General features: G+C 67.3%; 22 protein-coding genes and 2 pseudogenes. 13 read left to right on the forward strand and 11 right to left on the reverse strand.

Annotated elements, in window-relative coordinates:
- Positions 1–7: 7 nt before the first annotated feature.
- The 3 genes from E1258_RS05405 to E1258_RS05415 form a co-directional block, all read right to left on the reverse strand.
- Positions 8–826, reverse strand: coding sequence for an ABC transporter ATP-binding protein (locus E1258_RS05405; RefSeq protein WP_132397375.1), 819 nt, complete (start codon positions 824–826; stop codon positions 8–10).
- Entirely contained in the window at positions 826–1,875 is a 1,050-nt protein-coding gene (locus E1258_RS05410) for an iron ABC transporter permease (protein WP_132397377.1), read from the reverse strand. The genes E1258_RS05405 and E1258_RS05410 overlap by 1 nt, the downstream gene beginning before the upstream one ends.
- Positions 1,876–1,936: 61 nt before the next feature.
- Positions 1,937–2,962 carry an ABC transporter substrate-binding protein gene (locus E1258_RS05415; RefSeq protein ID WP_243715210.1) on the reverse strand — a complete coding sequence of 342 codons (1,026 nt, stop codon included), beginning with the start codon at positions 2,960–2,962 and terminating at the stop codon, positions 1,937–1,939.
- A 151-nt stretch (positions 2,963–3,113) separates the two neighbouring features.
- Between E1258_RS05415 and E1258_RS05420 the strand changes: the two genes are divergently transcribed.
- The 7 genes from E1258_RS05420 to E1258_RS05450 all read left to right on the forward strand — a co-directional run bounded on the left by E1258_RS05420 (position 3,114) and on the right by E1258_RS05450 (position 12,800).
- Entirely contained in the window at positions 3,114–4,508 is a 1,395-nt protein-coding gene (locus E1258_RS05420) for an alanine racemase (RefSeq protein WP_207919420.1), read from the forward strand.
- Positions 4,509–4,536: 28 nt separating this feature from the next.
- Positions 4,537–5,514: an ornithine cyclodeaminase gene (locus E1258_RS05425; protein WP_132397379.1), complete on the forward strand. Its 978-nt coding sequence runs from the start codon at positions 4,537–4,539 to the stop codon at positions 5,512–5,514.
- Positions 5,511–6,665, forward strand: coding sequence for a histidinol-phosphate transaminase (gene hisC, locus E1258_RS05430; protein WP_207919421.1), 1,155 nt, complete (start codon positions 5,511–5,513; stop codon positions 6,663–6,665). Before E1258_RS05425 ends, hisC begins: the two co-directional genes overlap by 4 nt.
- Entirely contained in the window at positions 6,662–7,690 is a 1,029-nt protein-coding gene (locus tag E1258_RS05435) for a PLP-dependent cysteine synthase family protein (RefSeq protein WP_132397381.1), read from the forward strand. Before hisC ends, E1258_RS05435 begins: the two co-directional genes overlap by 4 nt.
- 224 nt (positions 7,691–7,914) lie before the next feature.
- The gene (locus tag E1258_RS05440) at positions 7,915–9,603 is read left to right on the forward strand and encodes an ABC transporter ATP-binding protein (protein ID WP_132397383.1); all 1,689 of its coding nucleotides are present in this window, start codon (positions 7,915–7,917) and stop codon (positions 9,601–9,603) included.
- A complete protein-coding gene (locus E1258_RS05445) occupies positions 9,600–11,402 on the forward strand; it encodes an ABC transporter ATP-binding protein (RefSeq protein ID WP_132397385.1) in 1,803 nt (600 codons plus the stop codon). The genes E1258_RS05440 and E1258_RS05445 overlap by 4 nt, the downstream gene beginning before the upstream one ends.
- A gap of 177 nt (positions 11,403–11,579) precedes the next feature.
- The gene (locus E1258_RS05450) at positions 11,580–12,800 is read left to right on the forward strand and encodes an acetyl-CoA carboxylase biotin carboxylase subunit family protein (protein ID WP_165949646.1); all 1,221 of its coding nucleotides are present in this window, start codon (positions 11,580–11,582) and stop codon (positions 12,798–12,800) included.
- Between the two features lie 193 nt (positions 12,801–12,993).
- Here E1258_RS05450 and E1258_RS05460 read toward each other — a convergent pair whose 3' ends face one another.
- Positions 12,994–13,494, reverse strand: a complete 501-nt coding sequence (locus E1258_RS05460) for a Clp protease N-terminal domain-containing protein (protein WP_165949647.1) — start codon at positions 13,492–13,494, stop codon at positions 12,994–12,996.
- Entirely contained in the window at positions 13,491–13,706 is a 216-nt protein-coding gene (locus tag E1258_RS05465) for a helix-turn-helix domain-containing protein (protein ID WP_132397391.1), read from the reverse strand. The genes E1258_RS05460 and E1258_RS05465 overlap by 4 nt, the downstream gene beginning before the upstream one ends.
- 46 nt (positions 13,707–13,752) lie before the next feature.
- Here E1258_RS05465 and E1258_RS35715 point away from each other — a divergent pair, with 46 nt between their 5' ends.
- The 5 genes and pseudogenes from E1258_RS35715 to E1258_RS05485 all read left to right on the forward strand — a co-directional run bounded on the left by E1258_RS35715 (position 13,753) and on the right by E1258_RS05485 (position 16,164).
- The gene (locus E1258_RS35715) at positions 13,753–14,322 is read left to right on the forward strand and encodes a hypothetical protein (protein WP_165949648.1); all 570 of its coding nucleotides are present in this window, start codon (positions 13,753–13,755) and stop codon (positions 14,320–14,322) included.
- Between the two features lie 66 nt (positions 14,323–14,388).
- The gene (locus E1258_RS05475) at positions 14,389–15,162 is read left to right on the forward strand and encodes a transposase family protein (RefSeq protein WP_132397411.1); all 774 of its coding nucleotides are present in this window, start codon (positions 14,389–14,391) and stop codon (positions 15,160–15,162) included.
- 102 nt (positions 15,163–15,264) lie between these two features.
- Positions 15,265–15,375, forward strand: a pseudogene (locus E1258_RS35720) (hypothetical protein); the annotation flags it as partial.
- Entirely contained in the window at positions 15,361–15,792 is a 432-nt protein-coding gene (locus tag E1258_RS05480; protein WP_243715217.1) for a hypothetical protein, read from the forward strand. The pseudogene E1258_RS35720 and the gene E1258_RS05480, both read left to right, overlap by 15 nt.
- Before the next feature lie 18 nt (positions 15,793–15,810).
- A complete protein-coding gene (locus tag E1258_RS05485; protein WP_132397395.1) occupies positions 15,811–16,164 on the forward strand; it encodes a hypothetical protein in 354 nt (117 codons plus the stop codon).
- 523 nt (positions 16,165–16,687) lie between these two features.
- Here the strand turns inward: E1258_RS05485 and E1258_RS34440 are convergent.
- Genes E1258_RS34440 through E1258_RS35725 form a run of 3 tightly spaced genes read right to left on the reverse strand, consistent with a single transcriptional unit; the run spans position 16,688 to position 17,846 of the window.
- A complete protein-coding gene (locus tag E1258_RS34440; RefSeq protein ID WP_243715211.1) occupies positions 16,688–17,269 on the reverse strand; it encodes a transposase in 582 nt (193 codons plus the stop codon).
- A complete protein-coding gene (locus E1258_RS05495) occupies positions 17,248–17,400 on the reverse strand; it encodes a winged helix-turn-helix domain-containing protein (protein ID WP_132397397.1) in 153 nt (50 codons plus the stop codon). The genes E1258_RS34440 and E1258_RS05495 overlap by 22 nt, the downstream gene beginning before the upstream one ends.
- Positions 17,401–17,408: 8 nt before the next feature.
- Positions 17,409–17,846, reverse strand: a complete 438-nt coding sequence (locus E1258_RS35725; protein WP_132397399.1) for an integrase core domain-containing protein — start codon at positions 17,844–17,846, stop codon at positions 17,409–17,411.
- A 20-nt stretch (positions 17,847–17,866) separates the two neighbouring features.
- Between E1258_RS35725 and E1258_RS05505 the strand changes: the two are divergent.
- Positions 17,867–18,908, forward strand: a pseudogene (locus E1258_RS05505) (IS30 family transposase); the annotation flags it as partial.
- Positions 18,909–18,930: 22 nt separating this feature from the next.
- Here the strand turns inward: E1258_RS05505 and E1258_RS05510 are convergent.
- From E1258_RS05510 to E1258_RS05520, 3 genes are all read right to left on the reverse strand, one after another.
- Positions 18,931–19,731, reverse strand: a complete 801-nt coding sequence (locus E1258_RS05510; RefSeq protein WP_207919422.1) for an IS3 family transposase — start codon at positions 19,729–19,731, stop codon at positions 18,931–18,933.
- 85 nt (positions 19,732–19,816) lie between these two features.
- The gene (locus tag E1258_RS05515) at positions 19,817–20,116 is read right to left on the reverse strand and encodes a transposase (protein WP_132397401.1); all 300 of its coding nucleotides are present in this window, start codon (positions 20,114–20,116) and stop codon (positions 19,817–19,819) included.
- A gap of 86 nt (positions 20,117–20,202) precedes the next feature.
- The gene (locus E1258_RS05520; protein WP_243715214.1) at positions 20,203–20,898 is read right to left on the reverse strand and encodes a DUF2399 domain-containing protein; all 696 of its coding nucleotides are present in this window, start codon (positions 20,896–20,898) and stop codon (positions 20,203–20,205) included.
- Between the last annotated feature and the right edge of the window lie 220 nt (positions 20,899–21,118).

The raw sequence follows: 21,118 nt of genomic DNA on the forward strand, positions 1-21,118 counted from the left end.
TCTCCAGTCACGGATGACGTCGACCCGCGATGGCTGTCGCGTCAGCCGTTCGCGGGGCGGTAGCAGCCAGGTAGGTGATGCGGAGAGTGCCCGCGGTGGGCTCACGGTCGACGAGTACCTCCACGCCGTAGACCGACTTGATCAGTTCGGTGGTGAGCACCGCCTCGGGTGTGCCGGCGGCGACCACCTGCCCGTGGTCCAGGACGACGACGTGGTGGCAATAGCGTGCAGCGAGGTTGAGGTCGTGTAGGGCGACGACGCAGGTGACCTTCAGTGATCCCAGCAGTTCGAGCAGTTCGAGCTGATAGCGGATGTCGAGATGATTGGTGGGTTCGTCGAGCAGGATCTCCTGAGGCTCCTGAGCGAGGGCACGGGCGAGTTGAGTTCGTTGTTTCTCCCCTCCCGACAGGGTGTGCCAGCTCTGGCGCTGCCTGTCGGTGATACCGACCCGTTCCAGTGCCGCATCGATGATCCGCTGATCGTGCTCGGTCAGCGCGTCGAAGCGACCACGGAACGGTGTGCGGCCGAGCTCGACGACCTGCCGGACGCTGACATGGTTGTGGGCGGTCACGTCCTGCTCGACGACGGCGAGCCGCCGGGCGAGTACACGGCGGCTCAGATCGCGCAGGCTGGTGTCGTCGTATCGGACGATGCCTGTGTCGGAGCGGCGCAATCCGGCGAGCAGGCGCAGCAGGGTCGACTTGCCCGAGCCGTTGGGGCCGAGCAGGCCGACGATCTTCCCGTCGTGGGCCGCCATCTCGATGTTGTCCAGCAGCCGGTGGCCCTTGACCGACCAGGAGAGATCGGTGGCGTTGATGCGGCCCATCAGGACTCCAGACGCTTGAGGACCAGCGCGAAGGCCGGCGCACCGAGAAGCGCGGTGATGACGCCGGCGGGTAGTTCGTGGGGCGTGAACGCGGTCCGGGCGAACGTGTCCACCCAGATGAGCAGGATGGCGCCGACGACCGCGGACAGGGGAAGCAGCGAGCGGTGCATCGGGCTGACCAGGATGCGAATGGCGTGCGGGACCAGCAGCCCGACAAATCCGATCGCGCCGGAGGCTGCCACGGCGGCCGCTGTGATGAGAGAGGTCAGTACCATCAGCCAGATGCGGACCACTGTGACATTGACTCCCAGGGCGGCGGCGGAGTCCCAGCCGAACGTGAAGGCGTCCAGGGCCGGTGCGAAGAACTGGATGGCGAGCACACCGATGAGAATGATGACGACGGTGGAGGTCACCCCCTCCCATCTGGCGCCCGAGAATGTGCCGAGCAGCCAGTAGGTGAAGCCGCGGGTGGAGTTCGCATCTCCGTTGATCATGAGGATGAGCGAGGTGACCGCGGCGAAGAACTGGGACACGAGCACGCCGGTGAGCACCACCCGGGTGGGGCTGGCGACGCGCCCCCCGCCGAGCAGTAGCAGCAGCAGGCCGAAAGCGACCAGACCACCGACGAAGGCTCCGGTGGAGAGGGAGATGCCTCCGCCGATACCCAGCAGGAGAACGGCTACCGCGCCGGTCGAGGCCCCGGAGGAGACCCCCAGCAGGTAGGGGTCGGCCAGGGGATTCCTGGTGATGGCTTGCAGCACCGCACCCGATACTGCCAGTGCCGCGCCGACGGCGGCGGACAGCAGCACGCGCGGGAAGCGTGACTCCCAGATCAGGGCGTCCAGCAGTCTTGGCAGCGGCGGGGTCGGGGAGAGCTCGCCCAGGCCGACATGCCGCAGGATCGTGGAGACGACATCGAGGTGGTCGATGTTCGCGCTCCCGAACAGGGACGCTGCGACGATCGACACCAGTAGCCCGGCTGCGGCCAGGAGGAAGACGACAGCCGCCGGGGCGCGCCGCAGACGCGGCGGAGCCGTCTCATGGCCCATGCTCGAGCTCGCGGCGCGCCCGGCGGTCGTGCTTAGGTTCGTTCGCATGTCTGTCGGCTGCTCACCGGAACTTGTTCAGGCCGTCGACCAGGGCGGGAACGATGTACACACTGCCGTGGGAGGGGTCCATCTGGGCGCCGGGGATGGTGATGAACCGGTCGCCTGTCACCGCGCCGAGCTTGCTGGTGAGCGGGTCCTTCTTGAGTAGGTCGATCTTCTCTGCCGCGGTGTCGTTGGGCTCGCCCCTGGTCAGATCGGCCAGGATGATGACGTCGGGATTGCGGGCGGCGACCTCGTCCCAGCTCACCTCGGCCCACTTGGCCGACGCGTCGTCGAAGATGTTCTCGACCCCGACGAGGTCGGAGATGTGCTGCGGCAGACCGCCGGGACCGGCTGCCCAGGGAGTGCCGGCGTAGGTGGAGTAGAACCACAACACCTTCAGCGGGGTGTCCCGATTCTCGGCGGCACCCAACGCCTTCTCCACCAGGGCTTTCTGTTCGGTCGCCAGCTTCTCCCCCGCGGCCGGGACGTTGAAGATCTTGGCCAGATCGCGGTACTCCTGATAAAGCATGTCGAAGTTCGCGCCCGCCACGCTGGCGTGCAGGGTGCAGTCGAGTTCGGTGATGTAGGTCGGCACGCCCAGGTCGTGCAGCTGCTTCCGGTCGCCGGCCTGCGCCGCGGTGAGGAAGCTCCCGAAGTTGGTGTAGACGAACTCCGGCTGTGCCTCCAGCAGCTTCTCGTGCTTGATTGGCTGTCCGCGCGGGGACAGGAGCGGGATCTTCCCATACTGCTCGGCCAGGTCGGCCGGTGGCCTGTAGATCTCGTAACCCGATCCGACGACCCGGTCGCCCACGCCGAGTTTGATGAGGATCTCGGCTGCCGTCTGATTCAGCGTGACGGCCCGCTGCGGTGCCGCCTCGAAGGTCACGTCGGTGCCGCAGTTCTTCATGGTGAGCGGGTAGCTCGTCCCACCCGGCTCCGTTGACGCCGCCGGAGCGGACGCGCCGGGGGACTCGCCGCTCGAACACCCCGCGAGGACCAGCATCGCCGCAGCGGTCATGACTTTGATACCCGTTTTCGTTCCCATTAGTGGCAGGCTAGCAGCCCGCGCGGGCGCAGCGAAGGGTCACGGCGGGGTGGACCCGTCCACGATGATCACGTCGTGAGGTCACGATAGGGGAGCGATCTAGGTCGATCAGCTATTGCACATGGTTATCAAGTCCAGTAGACATAGCGGGGTGACCACGTCGCAATCAGTAACTAGAACGCTGCTGACCGGAGTGCAGCCCTTCACACTCACCGCCCTTCGGCATCCCACGGTCTCCACGCTTCTGGACGGCCACCGAGCCCTGCTTGCCGAACTCCTGGACGGCCTGGGATCACCACTGCACGTCGTGCTGCCGGAGGTCTTCGAGGAGAACATCGCAGCCCTTCGGCAGGCGTTCGCCGAGACGGGCACCGACGTCGACATCCTGTTCGCCAAGAAGGCGAACAAGGCCGACTGTTTCGTCCGGTCGGCCGCCGCGGTCGGGGTCGGGGTCGATGCCGCCAGTACCGCCGAACTGGTCAAAGCCCTGGCCGGCGGCGTGCCCGGACATCGGATCGGCATCTCCGGCCCGGAGAAGGACGACACTCTGCACACCCTCGCGGTCCAGCACGACTGCCTGGTCGCCGTCGACTCGATCAGCGAACTGCGCCGGCTGGCCGCCACCGCGCGGCTCGCGCATCGACGGGTCAGGGTGCTACTGCGTGCTCGGACCGGGAGCCAGCCGGGGAGTCGCTTCGGCATGGCCGCAGCCGAACGTGACGCGGCAGTCGATCAGTGTTCGGAGCTCGTCGAGCACGTGAGCCTCCGCGGATTCTCGTTCCACCTGAACGGTTACTCGCCGGAGGAACGGGCAATGGCGGCTAACGAGATGATCGAGCACTGCCTCGACGCCAGGCGGCGCGGCGCGCAGTCGGCCGATCTGGTCAACATCGGCGGCGGTCTACCCATGCGCTACGTCGATCCGCAGCTTTGGGACGAGTTCCTTCAGCAGAACGAGCCGGCCCACTACCACGGGACCAAGACCTCCAGGGGCCTGCACTTCTATCCGTACGGAGGACTGCCCACCACCCAGGCCGCGCGCACGATCATGAACCATCCCGTCGACGGCAACGAGAGCCTGTCGGCGAAGGCAGTACGCACCGGCATCCGCTTCGTCGTCGAGCCGGGCCGCTCGCTGTTGGACCAGGCCGGCTTCACCGTGTTCCGCGTGCAACAGGTCGAAGACCGGCGGGACACCGACGGGTACGCGATCGCCACCGTCGCGGGCAACAGCCTGAGCCTCTGCGAACAGTGGTTCAACACCGACTACCTCCCGGACCCCGTTCTGCTCTCCGCTCAGTCCGTTGCCGACGAGGAGTTCCCGGCCTGCGTCGCCGGCTCGACCTGTCTGGAGAACGACATGGTGACCTGGCGGAAGATCAGGTTCCCCCGGCCGGTACGCCCCGGTGACCACCTGGTCTACCTCAACACCGCCGGCTACCACTCGGACTTCCTCGAATCCCGGTTCCACGACACCGCGCTGCCATTGAAAGCGGTCCTCCGGCTCGGTGACGGATCACCGCGCTGGCGACTGGACGGAATCTGAGCCGCCTCGAAACGAAGGAGAACCTCGCATGTCACAGAGCTACGCCGCGCCCGGACAGCTGTGGTTGTTGCCGCAGTCGGAGCAGGAAGGGCTGAACTTCGACTATCGGCAGGTGCTCGATGTCGTCGAGGGCGCCTACCGCGCTCTGCGGGAGAACGGGTCGAACAACCCGGTGAAGACGGTCATCGAGGACCCGGACGATCACTCGCTCAGCTACTCGATGGTGGCCCGGGACGGCGGCACCAGCACCGTGTGTTTCAAGGCCGTCTACGAGTTCGACCCGAGCCGCCGACGCGATGACTACCGGTTCCACTCGTTCATCTTCATCGCCGACGACACCACCGGGACGCCCATCGCACTGATGGACGTGGTGAAACTGGGGCCGTTGCGGTCGTCGGCCAGCAGCGCGTTGTTCGCCCGTGCGGCCTGCCCTGATGCTCGCAGCGCCCTGGTCATCGGCACCGGCGTCCAGGGGCAGATGGCCCTGCCGATGCTGGTCGCGGCGCTTCCGGAGCTGGAGCGGTTGCAGGTGTGCGGCACCTATCCCGACGGTCTGCGGGCCGTTCAGGACAGTGTCGAGGGCCGCGAGGTCGAGATCGTGGACGACCTCCAGAAAGCCGCGGGCGAAGCGGACATCCTGATCGGCGCGTCCGGTCTGTCCGTGACGAAGGTGGTCCAGCGGGATTGGGTGAAACCAGGATCGATTTCCGTGCTGCTCGGCTACGGCGTGCACGACGTCTTCCACGGCGCCGACTACCGAATCGCCACCGACATCACGCAGATGCAGGTCACCTGCGGCAAACTGCGAGGCCCGGACGGCAGCCTGCCCCCGATCGACGGCGAACTGCCCGACATCCTGCTCGGCCGGACACCGGCTCGGCGCGATCCCGGCGATGTGGTCTTCGCCTACAACAGCGGCATGGCGGTCACCGACGCCGCGCTGGGCCGGTACATCGCCGACCTCGCCCTGGCAGCCGGGCGCGGACAGCGGGTCGACTTCTGGTGAGCCCGGTCGAGGCCGGTGCCATCGCGCCGGCAACCTCGGCATCCTTGGTGCGCCGGGTGGTGGCGGGCCTGCCCGCCTACGATCCCGGCGCCGACCCGGATGCGGTTGCCGCCCTCAGCGGCGTCGCCCACGTCATCAAGCTGTCCAACAACGAGAGCCCGTTCGGCGTCTCCCCGGCGGTGACCGAGGCGGTGCGCCTGCGCCTGACCACCGGAATTTCCCGCTATCCCGACCCCACCGGCAAACGACTGGCGGAGGCCATCGGGGAGAGCCTGGCGGTGCCTGCCGAGCGTGTCATTCTCGGCAACGGTTCGGAGAACGTCCTGGAGTTGCTGTGCCAGGCGGTACTCGATCCGGGCGACCTGGTGACCACCCAGGCACCCGGGTTCAGCCTGCACGAGATCTTTCCCCGCATGGTGGGCGGCCGGGTCGAGAAGGTCCCGGTCACCGCGGAGTTCGGGTTCGACGTGTCCGCCTGGCGTGACGCGCTGGCCGCGGGCCCGAAAATGGTCTTCCTCGCCAATCCCTGCAATCCGACCGGCGCGATGCTCAGCGTCGGCGAGCTGGAGCGCGTCGTGGCCGACACCCCGGAGTCGGCCCTGCTGGTGCTCGACGAGGCGTACTGCGAGTTCGCCCGGCCCAACCGGGGCTACCCCGACGGGCTGGCGGTGCTGCGCGAGCAGGACCGGCCGTGGATCGTCTTGCGCACCTTCTCCAAGGCGTACGGCCTGGCGGGTATCCGGGTGGGGTACGGCGTCGCTTCCGACGCCGCCCTGGTCCAGGCACTGGACCGGGTTCGCGCGCCCTACAACGTCAACCAGCTGGCCCAAGACGCGGCCATCGCCGCGCTCGGTGACCATGCGCACCTGGCGGAGACCGTCCGCCGGACCGGCCTCGAGATCGCCCGGGTCACGGACCAGTTGCGCGCAGCGGACTTCCGCGTAGCACCATCGTCGGCCAACTTCGTGTTCATCGACACGGGGCGCCGCTCCGACTGGGTGGCCCAGGAGTTGCACCGCGTCGGGATCGTCGTCAAGGCCTGGCGTGAGCCGGGATACGAGAACTTCATCCGAGCCTCATTGTCGCTTCCCGAGGACAACGACGTCTTCCTGCGCTGTCTGATGCAAATCTGTGCGAAGGGTGAGCAATGATCAGCGACAGAGTATCCGATCTGGTCGGGCGGACGCCGCTGCTCAGATTGTCGGTACCGGACGGGGCGGGAACCGTCCTGCTCAAGATGGAGCAGTACAACCCCACAGGTACCGCCAAGATTCGGATGGCCAGGAACATGGTGGACGAGGCCGAGGAACAGGGACTGCTCGCCCCTGGCGGGTGGCTGGTCGAGGCCACCTCCGGCAACACCGGGATCGGCCTGGCGCTCATCGCCGCCGAACGCGGGTACAAGTTCACCGCTGTGGTGGACAATCACTCCAGCGTCGACAAGCTGCGCGGCATGCTTGCCTACGGTGCCGAGCTGCTCAATGTCGGTGGAGATGACGACGGACTGGCCACCGCGAAGCGCTACGCCACGGCTCGTCGACTCGCGGCCGAGCATGGCGCGTACTGCACCTCACAGGACAGCAACCCGGGAAACCCGAACGGTTACCGGCCACTTGCCCGCGAGTTGTACGACGATGTGGGCGATGGAATCCACTACCTGTACGGGGCAGTCGGTACCGGCGGATCGCTCTGCGGCACCGGCCGTGTCCTGCGGGAGCGCATCCCGGATCTGAAGATCATCGGTGTCGAGCCGGTGGGCTCCGTCAACTTCGGCGGGGTAGAGGCGCCATACCACCAGTCCGGCACCGGGACGCCGGTGGTCTCGGAGATCTGCGACACCCTCGATTACCGCCTGATCGACGAGGGGATCAAGGTCAGCGACTCGGAAGCCTTCGAAACCTGTCGGTATCTTGCCCGGAATTTTGGCATCCTCGTCGGCGGCTCGGCGGGCGGCGTGGTCTACAAGGCGCTGGAGCGAGCGCAGAGCGTAGGGCCGGAGACCACCATCGTCGCGCTGGTGTGCGACGGCGGTGAGAAGTATCTCGACACCGTGTTCAACGACGAGTGGATGGCAGCCAACGGCTTGTTCGACGCGCAGGTCGTCGACCGGCTCGCTTCGATGCTGCGCTGCGCCCCGGCCGGCCGGGCCAGGAAGACATCCGCACGGGTGCGCTGAACCGCCGGCGTTCACCGTGGGGGTGGCCGATCATCCGCCAACGTTTCGTCTGAAACGATAACCTTTTCCGTTATGGTCAGCGACAGCAGGAGCCGGCGCGCAGTGGCATCGTTCGGGCAACGCCTCTCGGTCCGGTCTCCTGCTGTCGGCGAGTTCATCAGTGTGGAGGGGTCGGCGTGTGGTCGACGGTAAAGTTGTTCCTGGGCCTGCGTCCGCGGTCATGGGTGGAGGTCACCGGCCTGGCCGGGCTGATGTTGCTGGTGACAGCGACCTATGTCGGCCAGGGCCTGATGATCGCGGACCTACTGTCCACGGTCTTCTCGTCGGCTGATATCGGCGGCCTGCTGGCGCCACTGGCCGTGATCGGCGTACTGCAATTGCTTCGGATCGTGTTGCTCGTGGTGCGAGATTCGTGGGCCCCGCGGGTGTCGGCGCGGGTGAAGGAGGCGGTGCGTGAAGGACTGACGCTGAAGCTGATGGAAATCGGGCCCGGGCAGGCACAGCGGATGCGCACCGGTGATCTGCAGTCGACGCTCGTGGACTCGGTGGAGTTGCTTGATCCGCTGCTGGGCCGGTTCGTGCCGACGGTGCTGGCGTCGGTGCTGGGGTCCTGCCTCGCTTCGATGTACGTGATAGCGGTCGACCCGGTGGTCGGTACGGTCGTGCTTGCGTGTGCGCTGCTTGCGCCGTTGTCCAAGCTGGCCGGGGAAAAGTCGATCAGGGAACGCGGCAGCCGTTGGATGGTGTCCTATCGGAGCATGTACTCCGAGAGTCTGGACGCCGTGCAAGGGATGGCGACGCTCAAGGCGTTCAACGCCAGTGGCCGGCGCGGCCGGGAGTTGATCGAGCGAGGTGAGGCGTTCTGCCGTGACTCCATCGGGCTGATGGTGGCCTGGTGCGGTACCTCGAGCGTCAGCGCGCTGATGGTGCCGATCGGCACCACGGCCGCGGTGGGTCTGGGTGCCTGGCACGCAGCCACCGGCTCGGTGAGCGTCGCGGGATTGTTCACGATTCTGATACTCACCCGCGAGACCTTCCGGCCCATGAACGAACTGGAAGCGGCCTACCATTCGGCCTACTACGCCATCCCAGCCGGACGCGCGGTTGCCGACGTGCTGAATCTGGAACCGGTGGTGAAAGACACCGTGACATCGGCACCGGCATTGCGAAGCGACCCTCCCGGGCTGGAGTTCCGCGATCTCCGATTCTGCTACCCGACCCGGCGGGCGCCGGCGCTGGACGGGTTCAACCTGGTGATAGCGCCGGGCGAACGGGTGGCCGTCGTGGGCCGCTCGGGTGCGGGTAAGAGCACCATCATCGCGCTGCTCATGCGCTACTTCGACGCCGAAACGGGGTCCATCCACATCGATGACCGCGACATTCGGGAGTTCCCCTTGCTCAACCTGCGATCAATGATCGGCGTGGTGGCACAGGACACCTACCTGTTCCACGGCACGGTTCGCGACAACCTACTGCTGGCCAAACCGGACGCCACCAACGAGGAGATCCATCGTGCGGTGACCGCGGCGCAGGCGGCCGACTTCATTGCCAGCCTGCCCCAGGGGTTCGACACGGTCGTCGGCGATCGCGGTCTCAAATTGTCCGGCGGCGAGCGTCAGCGCATTGCGATCGCGCGTGCGCTTCTCAAGGACGCTCCCGTGCTCGTGCTCGACGAGCCGACATCGAGCATCGATGCTGCCAACGAGGCGGAGATCACCCAGGCTCTCGGTGACCTGACCCGCGGCCGGACGACGATCATTATCGCGCACCGGCTCTCCACGGTGCGCGACGCCGACCGGATCGTGGTGATGGAGTCCGGCCGGGTGGTCGAACTCGGCAGCCACCCCGACCTGGTGGCACGTAAGGGCGTCTACGCCGAACTCGTCGCTACCCAGGCTGGTGCGCTCGCATGACCTCGACTGTCCACACCCACCTTCACACCCACGAGCACGAACACAGCATCGGAAATCAGGACGGCCGGTCGCTGATCGTCAGGCTGAGGAGTCTGGTACCCCTCCTGGGCCAGCACCGTTGGCTCATCCTGGTGGCCTATCTAGCCGGTGCGCTGCACCAACTACTCCTGCTCGCCTCATCCGGAATCGGCGCGTACGTGGTGGCACAGGCCGCTACGGGAGCCCCGCTGAACGAGCTCACCAACTGGCTGATCGCGCTCGGTGTCCTCATCGTGCCGCTGGTCGTCCTGAGCATCGCCGACAGCACCTACGCCCACATCGCCGCCTTTCGCGCACTGGCCGACACGCGGGCGAAGGTGTATACCGCCTTCGAACGACTCTCGCCCGGCTACATGCTCGAACGGCGTTCCGGCGACCTCGGCTCCGCCGCTGTCGCCGACGTCGAACAGATCGAGGTGTTCTTCGCCCACACGCTCAGCCCACTGGCTGTCGCGTCGACAGTTCCGGTGGCCACCACCGTCGCACTCGGCTGGTTTCATTGGTCGCTGGCCTGCGTCCTGGTTCCGGTGCTGGTGCTGCTCGCCTCAGTCCCGGCATGGTTGCGGCGCCAGGCCGAACGACACGGACACGAGCTACGCGACTCTCTCAGCCAGATGAGCGCCGACAACACCGATACCTTCCAGGGACTCCGCGAGCTGGTGAACTTCGGCGCACACTCGCAGCGGCTCGGGCTGCTCCGCGAACAGAGCGTCCGGCTGGCTGCAGCGAAGTCCGCGCACGGACGCCGTAGCGGCATCGAGTACGCCGCCACGGACACCATCGCCCTCCTGGGAATTCTCGTAGTGCTGGTCCTCGGCGCGTGGCTCGTCGTCGCGGGCGAACTCGACCGCGCTCTCTTTCCGGTCGCCGTCGTACTCGCCGCGATGGCGATGCTGCCGGTGCTGAAGGTGACCGAGGTCGCGCGCGAGTTGTCCGTGGTGGCCTCATCAGCGGACCGCATCAACACGCTGCTCGACGCGCCCGCACCTGTCTCGGATCTGGTCCACCAGTCGCCCGAGGGCCCGATCGTGCCGCATGTCCGCTTCGACGCCGTCACCTTCGCCTACCGCAGCGACCTCGCCCCCGCGGCGCGGGATGTCAGTTTCGAGATCCGTCCTGGCGAGACCGTCGCATTGGTGGGGCACTCCGGCGCGGGGAAGTCGACCTGCGCCAACCTGCTGCTGAGGTTCTGGGACGTCACCGCCGGATCGGTCTCCGTGGGCGGACACGACGTTCGCGACTTCCTACAGGAAGACCTTCGCCGCCTCATGACGCTGGTGCCGCAGAACACCTTCCTGTTCAACACCAGCCTGCGCGACAACATCCGCCTCGGCCGTGCCGACGCCACCGACGAAGAGGTCGAGGCCGCGGCCCGGGCCGCCCAAGCCCACGAGTTCATCACGACACTGCCGGACGGTTACGACACCGTCGCCGGTGAGCTCGGCGCGCTCATGTCCGGCGGCCAGCGGCAACGGATCGCCATCGCCCGGGCGCTGCTCAAGAACGCACCCATCCTGGTCATGGACGAGGCGGTGTCGAACCTCGACGCTGCGAGCGAACAGGCGGTCAATCAGGCGATGCACGAAGCCCGAAACGGCCGCACCACACTGATCATCGCCCATCGGCTCTCCACCATCAGGACCGCCGACCGGATCGTCATGTTGTCCGGCGCACGCGTGATCGAAACCGGAACCCACGAGGAACTGGTGGCAGCCGGCGGAGCGTACGTCGACCTGCTCGCCTCGCAACTCCAAGAATGAACCTTCTCGCACGCGGGGAGGCCCACCGACCCGCCGCGGGTCGATGAACCAGGAGGCTCCGGCCCGATTCGCGACGGCAGGAGCCTCCGCACCACCTCGGATACCGGCACCGGCCGACACCACCGTCCGGTCGGTCGTCAGCACCGCCCGGACGCTCTCGCGATGGAAGGACCCATCATGCCCAAAATCCTGATCCTCGGTAGCGGACATGACCCGGACCGCGAGCACATGCTTGCCTCGGTGGCTGCCGAGCACGACGTAGTGCTCGCCCAGGAGTCTCCGGTGACCTGGGAAAGCCGCTACGCCGGCGCCGTACACCGGATCGCCGCTGACGACCTGACCTCCGTGCTACAGCTGGCCCGGAGAGAGTCCGTCGAGGCGGTACTGACCTGGACGGAGGCCTGGATCGAAACCGCCGCGGCCACCACCAGTGCGCTGCGGCTGCCCGGCCACCCCGTACCGTCGGCCCGCGCATGCCGGGACAAGCACCGGATGCACCAGGTGTGGGCCGCGGCCGGTGTGCCGTCGGCTCAAGCAGTCCTGGTCACCGACGAGGTGCAAGCCCATCGCGCCGCCGTCGAGCTGGGGTACCCGGTCGTGGTCAAGCCGCGCTCGGCGACCGGCGGCACCGGGGTGCGGCTGGCCCGCAGTCCGGCGGATCTGGCCCGCGCCTACGCCGGGGCGGCTGGCGCCGACGGCGCTCTGGTGGAGGAGTATCTGGACGGGCCGCAGATCAGCGTCGAGTCAGTGTTGGTACGCAGCGGCCGGTTGCATGTGGTCGCGGCCGGGAACCGGTACCCTGGCCCCGAGCCCGGGCTCGCCACGGCCAGCCGGCTGGTCTCGGTTCCCCAGCAGGCCGAGCACCTGGCACTGGTACGCCGTGCCATCGATGCCGCCCACGCCGCGCTCGGGCTGTGCGAGGGCGTCACCCACACCGAGGTGCGGTTGACCGCCGACGGCCCCCGGCTGGTCGGGCTCAACGCCCGGCTCGGTGGCGACCTGATCTCCCGGCTGGTGCCCTTGGCCACCGGCGTCGACCTGGTCGAGGCGGCGGTCGACACCGCGCTCGGGAGACAACCGCGGCTGCGACACACCCGGCGGCGTACCGCCGGAATCATCTTCCGCTACGGTGACGCCGTCGGGGCTACCCTGCCCGCGAGCCCACCCGCTCAGCTGCCCGACGGTGTCGAGTCACTGTGGACGACGCCGGACGCTTCGGTCGACCGGTTCGGCGGCCGGCTCGGGCATGCCATCGTGGTGGCCGAGGACCACGCCACCTGCCAGGACCAGTTGGAAAAGGCATACGCGGCGCTGTTGCCGGAATCCGTCAGCGTCGGCGAGCGAAGCCCTGGCCACCTCGACGAGGGTGCAGTGCTGCGGCTCTCCGGCCGAAGGTGACGGTCCTACCGGGGACCACCGGCTGCACTGGTTCCGCCGCCCACGCATCCGTTCAGAGATCCGCGACGACATCCACCAAGCCTTCCTCCACCTCGCCTGCGTCCTCATCTGCTGGCGCCAACTTGGAAGTTTCGGGCAGTGCAGGATGGGCCGTCGCGAATGTCGCGGTCTGTTCCGTTGGGGGGGGCCAGTCTCAGCGCCCGGTGAGGACCTCACCGGCGGCGGCACTCAGCGCGCCACGGTCGACGCCGAGTGTCTTCAACACCCGGGCGACGGTGCCGCGTTCCTGGTCGGCGACCGCGGCGACGACATGCGCCCCGCGCAGCGGTGACCGCCGACCGGCCTTCGCGAGCTGCACCGCGGCCTGGAAGACCTCCTGCCCGGGAGCGGTCAGCCGGTAGATCCCACCGGCCGGGGCGGCCGCCGGCAGCGGCAGGCCGGCGCTGGCGACGTGGACGCCGATGTCGTGCATCGCCTGCCGGTGCGCCTCGTCGACCGCCGCCCGGAACCCGGCCGGGTCGGCGCCGGCCCGCTCGAACACCCGCCGGGCCGTGCCGTCGGGCAGGTCGAACGCCGCCAGCAGGAGGTGCTCGGGGCCGGGTAGGTTGTCTCCGGCCTGCTGCGCCACGGCCTCCGCGGCGGTCAGCAGCGTCTTGATGGTGCGCATGTCCTGGATGGCGCGGGGAAGCCTCACGTGTCGTCCTTCTCCTGTGCGATCTTCTGGGCGAGTTTCTTGTGGGCAGCCTGGGCGCTGATGCCAAGCGTCTGGCCGATGTGGGCCCAGGTCCACCCCTGCCGCAGCGCGTGGTCGACCGCGGCACGCTCCAGCTGGTTGGCGAGGCGTCGCAGCGCCACGACCGCGGCCAGTGCGGCCTCGGGGTCCTCGGGTGGTGGAACCTCAACCATGTCATCAACTTTAGTTGATAGGGAGATCATCCGTCAACAAACGTTGATGATCAAGGAGTGTCCGGGCTCGGTCGTCCCAGCTGGCGGGCCGGACGCCCGGCCGCACCCGGCGGCCCGGCACACCCGCCACCAGCGGGTCCTGGCCGCGACGCAGGCCGCCGCGCAGCGCGAGCGGCGCGACCAGGTCCGCGCCGCCGAGGACGAGCGGGACCAGGCCGCCGTGCGGCCGGGCCGGCGCAGCCCGGCGGCCGAGGCCGCCCTCGCCGCGATCCGCGCCCGTGCCTCGGGGCACCTGCGCCGCGCCGCCCTGCTCGACGCCCCGCCGGCCGCCGGCGACGGTGAGTGCGAGTGGCCCGACGTGGCGCAGCCCGGCGGCGGCCTTCCTTCAGCGGCCTCCGCCCCTGATCCGGACCGCCCGGCCCGGGTCCGGCCGGCGGGTCTAGCTCGTCAGGGGTCCGGTGCGTTTCACCCGGCAGATCTCGTTGATGACCTGCCGGTGATCCCGCCACCGGCCACCTCGTACGGGCTGTGCCGGCAACAACGGTGCCAGCACAGCCCGCTCGTGGTTCGTGAGATCATCTCGCGCCATACCAGGCTTGACGAGCGAGACTCATGATGCGCAAGACAGAATCTAAAGGATGTCTCGTAACTCGGTGGCGGGTCCATGGTGGATCATGTTGTGGTGCAGGTGATCACGGCAGCTCGCCCGGAGTGGATCTTTCCGTTCACCGGGCTGCAGCCCGCCCAGTTCCGCAGGCTGGTCAGGCTGGTCGCCGAACGCGGCGGGGACACGATCGCTGACGGGCGGCCGGGCCGGCAGTGGTCGCTCGACCTCGCAGACCGGGTGCTGCTGGTGGCCGTGTACTGGCGCACGAACCTGACCATGCGGCAGATCGGTCCGCTGTTCGGGGTGTCGCACTCCGCCGCCCACCGGGTCATCGACACCCTCGGCCCCCTGCTGGCCCCGGTCCGCCGGCGTCGGGTCGAACAGATCGCGATCGTCGACGGCACTCTGATCCCGACCCGGGACCACCGGCTGGCCGCCCCGAGCAAGAACTACCGCTACTCGGCGAACCTGCAGGTCGCCATCGACGCCCACACCCGCCTCGTCGTCGCCCTCGGCGACCCGCAACCCGGCAACCGCAACGACACCATCGTCTACCGCGCCAGCGGCATCGACCAGAAGCTGGCCGGACGGCCGGTCATGGCCGACGGCGCCTACCGCGGCAACCCCGAAGTGATCATCCCGTACCGCAAACCCACCGACGGCAGCGAACCACCCGACTGGAAGAAGGACCTGAACAAGCACCACCGCAAGATCCGGGCGCAGGTCGAACACGCCCTGGCCCGCATGAAGACCTTCAAGATCCTGCGCGACTACCGGCGCGCCGCCCACACATTGACCGACACCGCTTCCGGCATCGCCCACCTCCACAACATCATCCTGCTCGGGTGACACCGGCACCGTTGACCGGCAACGCCATCACCCAGTTGCGAGACATCCTTAAAGACGACACAGCATCATCCGTTTTGGAGCGCAAGCCGCAACGCGTGGGTAAATGCGGCCGACCTCCAGGCAACCGAAGAGTTGAAGGCACCGTCGGGCGCCCCGGCGACGGTGGCAAAGGTCCACAACTTCCTCGGCGCAGAGATCATGCGCGACCTTACAGTCGCCGACGTCCACACCTACTATGTGATAGCCGGCGACACGCCGGTACTGGTCCACAACTGTGGCGATGGTGGGCCGCCGGAGAACGAGGGCGAGTGGTTTTTCCGGGGAGTCGATGAGAACCATCGCTCGTATGCGTCGCAACATGGCGGCACCGTGACGCCGGTAGGTGGTCACAATGATCCGATGCTTCACAATGATGGCAATACGGACAGCATCTTCACATCATGGACTTCCAACAGGGCGACTGCCGAGCGGCATGCGACTAGGCTTTCTGGCAGAGGCGTTGTCCTCATGGTGCGCCGTGGTACGGGGCCAATCATCGACATGGCATTTATGGGCTGGGATAAGTGGGGGGAAAGTGAAGTGTTGATAAAGGGTACCGTGAACGTTCAACGGCACTATCACGTGGGCTAGTCGGTAGAGGTGGTGTCAATGGAAACAGGGCGCACAATCGATCAAGAGCTGGCGGCTTCCATACAAGCTGTGGCGGCAAGGTCCGGGATGCAGGTGGAGATTGGCGATCTTGTCGGGCAAGAAATTCGCTTCGCGGTGGCTCCCGTATCTGATGTCGTCCCCACGTACCGCGTTAGAGGTGAGATTGCCAATACCCAGGGTTTGATTCTTCACGGGTTTGAGGGCTTTATGGTCGCTCTGGAACGGAAGTCGGGGCGAGTGGCGATCGGGTCGCTGAAGGTCGATTCTATCGTTCACGTGATCCTGGTGGACCCCTCCGACGGGGCCCTGCTCTCCTGGACGGCAATCGAAAAGCCAGCGGACGAGGGGTGATGTACTCAGTCCGGTCCCAATAGGCACCTCAAGAGACACGCCCGTCAGCCACTCTGGCGGGCGTGTCTCTTGAGGGCATTCGTCGTCCCCGGGCAACCCGGTAGACGATGGAGTTGTTCGGGCTGAAAAGGCAGCGCACCAAGGGCGGGAAGCTCGTCACCGTGAGGAACACACAGCACCGTCAGCTCCGGAACGAGTGGTTGCGCCATTCAACGTAGTGGCCGAGGACCTCGCTGGCGAGTTGGTGACCGTGGGCAAGGTCCACAACTTCCTCGATCACAAGACCGCAGAATCTCATCGTCTCCGACGCCCACGCGTACTATGTGATCGCCGGCAACACCCCGGACTCGTCCACAACTGCGGCGATGCAGCGAAGCACAGCGTGGATAACCTTGCGGACTCGCTACAGATTGGGGTTGACCCGGTTTGGCGGACAGGGTCGATGAGTTGATTTCACGCTACCTTGCGGGCTGGCCTGCGGGAATACAGACCTTGAATGGTCAGGTTGTGTCGGGTTCGAGGGTCAGGCCGGTGTGGTGAGGAAGCTGTCGAGTAGGTCGGTGCGGTATTGAATGCTCTTGAGGCGGTTCTTGATGATCGCCTGGAGGTGCTCGACGCCGTTGATGGCGAGGTTGCCGATGCTGCGTTTCAGGTGGGACCACACCGCTTCGACCGGATTGAGGTCGGGGGGTAGGCGGGTAGCCGGATGACGTGTAGCCAGTCCCGGGCGGTGATCATCTGTCGCATCTCGGCGCTGATGTGCACATTGAGGTTGTCCCAGATGACCACGAGCGGGGCGGCCGAGTTGCTGGTGCGCGGTATTCAGCAGGCTGATGTAGTCGCGTTCGCTGAAGCTGCGCCGTTCGCCTTTACGGCGACGGTGCACGATCGTGCGGTAGATGAACCGGGACCGCCGGCCGGGCTGGTAGCAGCTCAGCCCAGCGATCGAGACCCTGCCGGATCCCTTACCGGACACCGGGATCACCGGTGTGCGTCCGCGCCGGCCCCAGGTGCGGGCTTTCGGTGGGCGCAGCGTCTGACCGGCTTCGTCCTCGAAACAGATCCACGCGTCACGCTGCGCCGCTACCGTTTTCCCGCCGGCCATACCTCCCGCCGCCACACCTCGATCGCGGCTTCCTCGCGTTCGACCGCCCGGTGTTTCGGGACCTGCACCGAGAAACCGAGCCGGTACAGGATGTTCGCGGTCCCGCGCAGGGTGTACCGGGTGTGGAACATCCGAGCGATCAGATCCGACACCCTGGCCAACGTCCACCGTTGATCGACGCCGAAGCCATGCGCGGCCGGGCCTTCGTCCAGGGCGTCGGCCAGCCGCCGCAGCCGGGCGTCGTCGAGCCGACACCGGCTACCGGACGGCCCTTTCGAGGCCAGGGCCTGCACGCCGCCGGCCGTCCACTGTTGCCGTCAGTTGTAGACCGCGGTCCGCGGCGGGTGTTGTACCACCCCTCGATCCAGTCAAAGATCGCCGCGCGTGCGGTGGCGCGGGTCGGCCACGGCCGCCGGTGGAGTAGTTCGGTCTTGATGGTGGCGAAGAACGATTCGGCGACGGCGTTGTCCCAGCATTGACCCCGCCCGCCGACTGACAGCAGCACCTTGTGGCGGTTGGCGAGGCGGGCGTACTGGGCGCTGGTGTACTGGGCGGATTCAACCGGTCGTCGCAACACCTTGTCGGAGAGGTGGAGCGATGGCTTATGGGCCGGGGCAGAGGCGGGTTCGGGAGTATCGGGGTCAGATGCCTTCGCCGGGACGACCGACGGTGGCGTGGCGTGAGGACCGGGTCAAGTTCTGGGCTGCGATCCGGTCCGGTGTGATGACCGAGGACGCGGCCGCGGCGGCGGGTGTGTCGTCGCCGGTGGCGTTCCGGTGGTTCCGGCACGCTGGCGGCGTGAATCCTGGGTTGCCGCCGACGGTGTCGGGCCGCTATCTGTCGTTCAGTGAGCGAGAGGACATCGCTCTGTTGCGGGCGCAGGGCTTGGGTGTTCGTGCGATCGCCCGCCAGGTCGGTCGGGACCCGTCGACCATCTCGCGGGAGTTGCGGCGTAACGCCTCGACCAGGACGTACCGGTTGGACTACAAGGCCTCGACCGCGCAGTGGCATGCGGAGCGTCGAGCCCGCCGGCCGAAGATCGCGAAGCTGCTGACCAATGAGCGGCTGCGAGAGTACATCCAGCAACGGTTGGCGGGCGTGATCCGGACAGCGGACGGCCGGCCGGTCCCCCCAGGGCCCGCAGTGGAAGGGCCGCAACAAGCCCCACCGGGCCGATCGGGCATGGACGACCGGGTGGAGCCCGGAGCAGATCTCCCGCAGGCTCAGGGCCGAGTTCCCGGAGGATGAGTCCATGCGCATCAGCCACGAGGCGATCTACCAGGCGCTCTACGTCCAGAGTCGTGGCGCCCTCAAGCGCGAACTGGTCACCTGCTTGCGAACCGGTCGCGCGCTTCGCGTTCCCCGAGCACGGGCGAAGCAACGCGCGTGGGCGCATGTCACCAGCGACACCCTGATCAGCGAACGGCCCGCCGAAGTTGCCGACCGTGCTGTTCCCGGGCACTGGGAAGGGGATCTGATCATCGGGTTGCAGCGCTCCGCGATCGGGACACTGGTTGAGCGGACGACGAGGTTCACGATGCTGATCCACCTGCCGCGTGAAGCCGGCTGGGGAGTGACCCCGCGGACGAAGAACGGCCCCGCTCTCGCCGGCTACGGGGCGATCACGATGTGTCAATCCCCTGGGATCGTGGAGGGCGTCGTTATGCGGCCTGGGCCTCCATGGCGCAGGCCTCGGATCGTTCGTAGTCGATGGGGGATCGCCAGTCGCAGACGGAGTGCCGGCGACGCCGGTTGTAGAAGTCGGTGATCCAGGTGGCGATCTTCAGCCGGGCCTCGGTGCGGGTACGGAACTGATGGCGGTGGACGTACTCGACCTTGATGGTGGAGAAGGTGGCCTCGGCGACGGCGTTGTCGAAGCACGATCCGACCCGGCCCATCGACTGGCGTACCTTCCACCGGTTGCAGGTCCGGGCGAAGTCGGCCGAACCGTATTCGCTGCCTCTGTCGCTGTGGAAGATCACCCCGTTGACCTTGCCGCCTCGGGTGACGGCGGCCATGTTCAGCGCTGCGACGACCAGCCCGGCGTCGTGGTGGACGCCCATCGCGTAGCCGAGGATCCGACGCGAGTACAGATCGATGACAGTGGCCAGGTAGAGCTTGCCCTCGTCGGTGCGGATCTCGGTCATGTCGCCGCACCAGACGCGGTCCGGCGCCGACGCGGTGAACCTGCCTCTGACCAGGTCCGGCGCGGCCGGACGTGTACCTGGGCGGGTCAGGCTCCGGCGGCGACGCCCGACCCGGGCGGTCAGACCGGCATCGGCCATGACCTGCGCGATCGTGTTGTCCGACACCCGCCAACCCTGCTCGCGCAACTCGATCCCGATACGAGGGCTGCCGTAGGCGCCGCCCGAGTCGTCGAACACCCTCCGGACCGCCGCCGCCAGCCGGACACGCCGGTCACCGCGGCGGGTCGGCGGCGGTCCCGCCACTTGTACAACCACGACTCGGACACCCCCAACGCCCGGCAGGCCACCGCGTGCGGCACGGAATGCTCGGTCCTCTGGGAAGCGATGAAAGCGGCCACGCTCACCGGCCCGTCGCCTCCTTGACCCACAGGACCACGGATCGCTTGAGGACATCACGCTCCATCGCCAACTCAGCGTTCTCCCGCCGCAGCCAGGCCAGCTCCGACCGCTCGTCCTCGGCCAACTGCCCGGCAGAGGCCTCACCACGAATCTCGCGGTCCCTCTTCACCCAGTTAGCCAGGGTCCCGCTGTTGATCCCCAGGTCACGAGCAACCTGCGCGATCGACTTGCCCGTCTCCCGCACTATGCGCACCGCGCCCGCCCGGAACTCCGGATCGAACTGCCGTCTCGTCTCAGCCATGAACCTCTATCCCTCAAGCTCTGGCCTCCACGCTACGAGGGGAAGGGCATCGTGAGTGCCTGTCGTCGTACGGTTGACCTGACGCGTTAGCGAAGGATGCGGTGTAGCACGACGTCGTGCTCCTGATAGGTCGCCAATGGGGCGGCCAGGACGGCAGGGGCGAGCATGACAGCTGGTGGGTGCTGCTGGGCTTGCAGGGCGGTAGCGGCGTCCATGGCGATCAGTTCGGCACCGTAGGTGTCGGCGACGATGGCGGCGATGTGCTGGCCAGCGTGATCGATGTCGCCGGCGTAGCGCAAATGAACGCCGTGGTGCACGGCGAGGCGGAACAAAGTGTGGTCGACGGCGCGTAGCTGTCCGCTGGTGCAGGCCAGTGGCTGTGTGGAGCCGGTGAGGTAGGCGACTTCCAGGACGGACGGGTTCTCCACGACGGTGAGGACTTGCGCGTCGAGTGTCGGCGGCTGGTCCAGTAGGTCGAGCAGGGTGAGGGCGACGGGGGTGTGGCTGTCGCGGAGCCGCCGGTCGATGGGTCCGTCGCCGGTGGTGTGGACGTTGAACAGCAGCACGGTGGCCGACAGCCGGTCGGCCACGATGCCGGATTCGGCCAGCAGCGCCCGTACGAGGTCGGGTCGGGTTGGTATGGGCTGGCCGGTGTGTTCGGCGATGGCGGCTACCAGACGTCGGCCAGCGAGGCGGTCGAGGTCGAAGTAGTGCGGGTTGCCGACGGTGTCGTGGGCGAGCTTGGCCAGCGGTTTCGATGGTTTTAGGGGTAGCTGTTTCACGACTAACTTGATCTTTAACCCTTGCGTCGTGGCCTCGGGCTATTCGAGGTCTTCGTTTTCTTGGTGTTGCTGTTCGGCTTGTTGCTGGTAGCAGCTGTGACGATGTGGACGTCGTGGCGGGCGGCTCGGTGGCGGTTGGGGTGTCCGGGTGGTCGTCCGGGGCCTGGTCGGCTCGGTTTCGGTGCGGCGGCGGGGCAGCCGGCTTTGGTGCGTAGGTGCC

Origin of the sequence: Micromonospora sp. KC207 (genome assembly GCF_004348615.1) — a bacterium.
In the GTDB taxonomy this organism is placed as follows: Bacteria; Actinomycetota; Actinomycetes; order Mycobacteriales; family Micromonosporaceae; genus Micromonospora.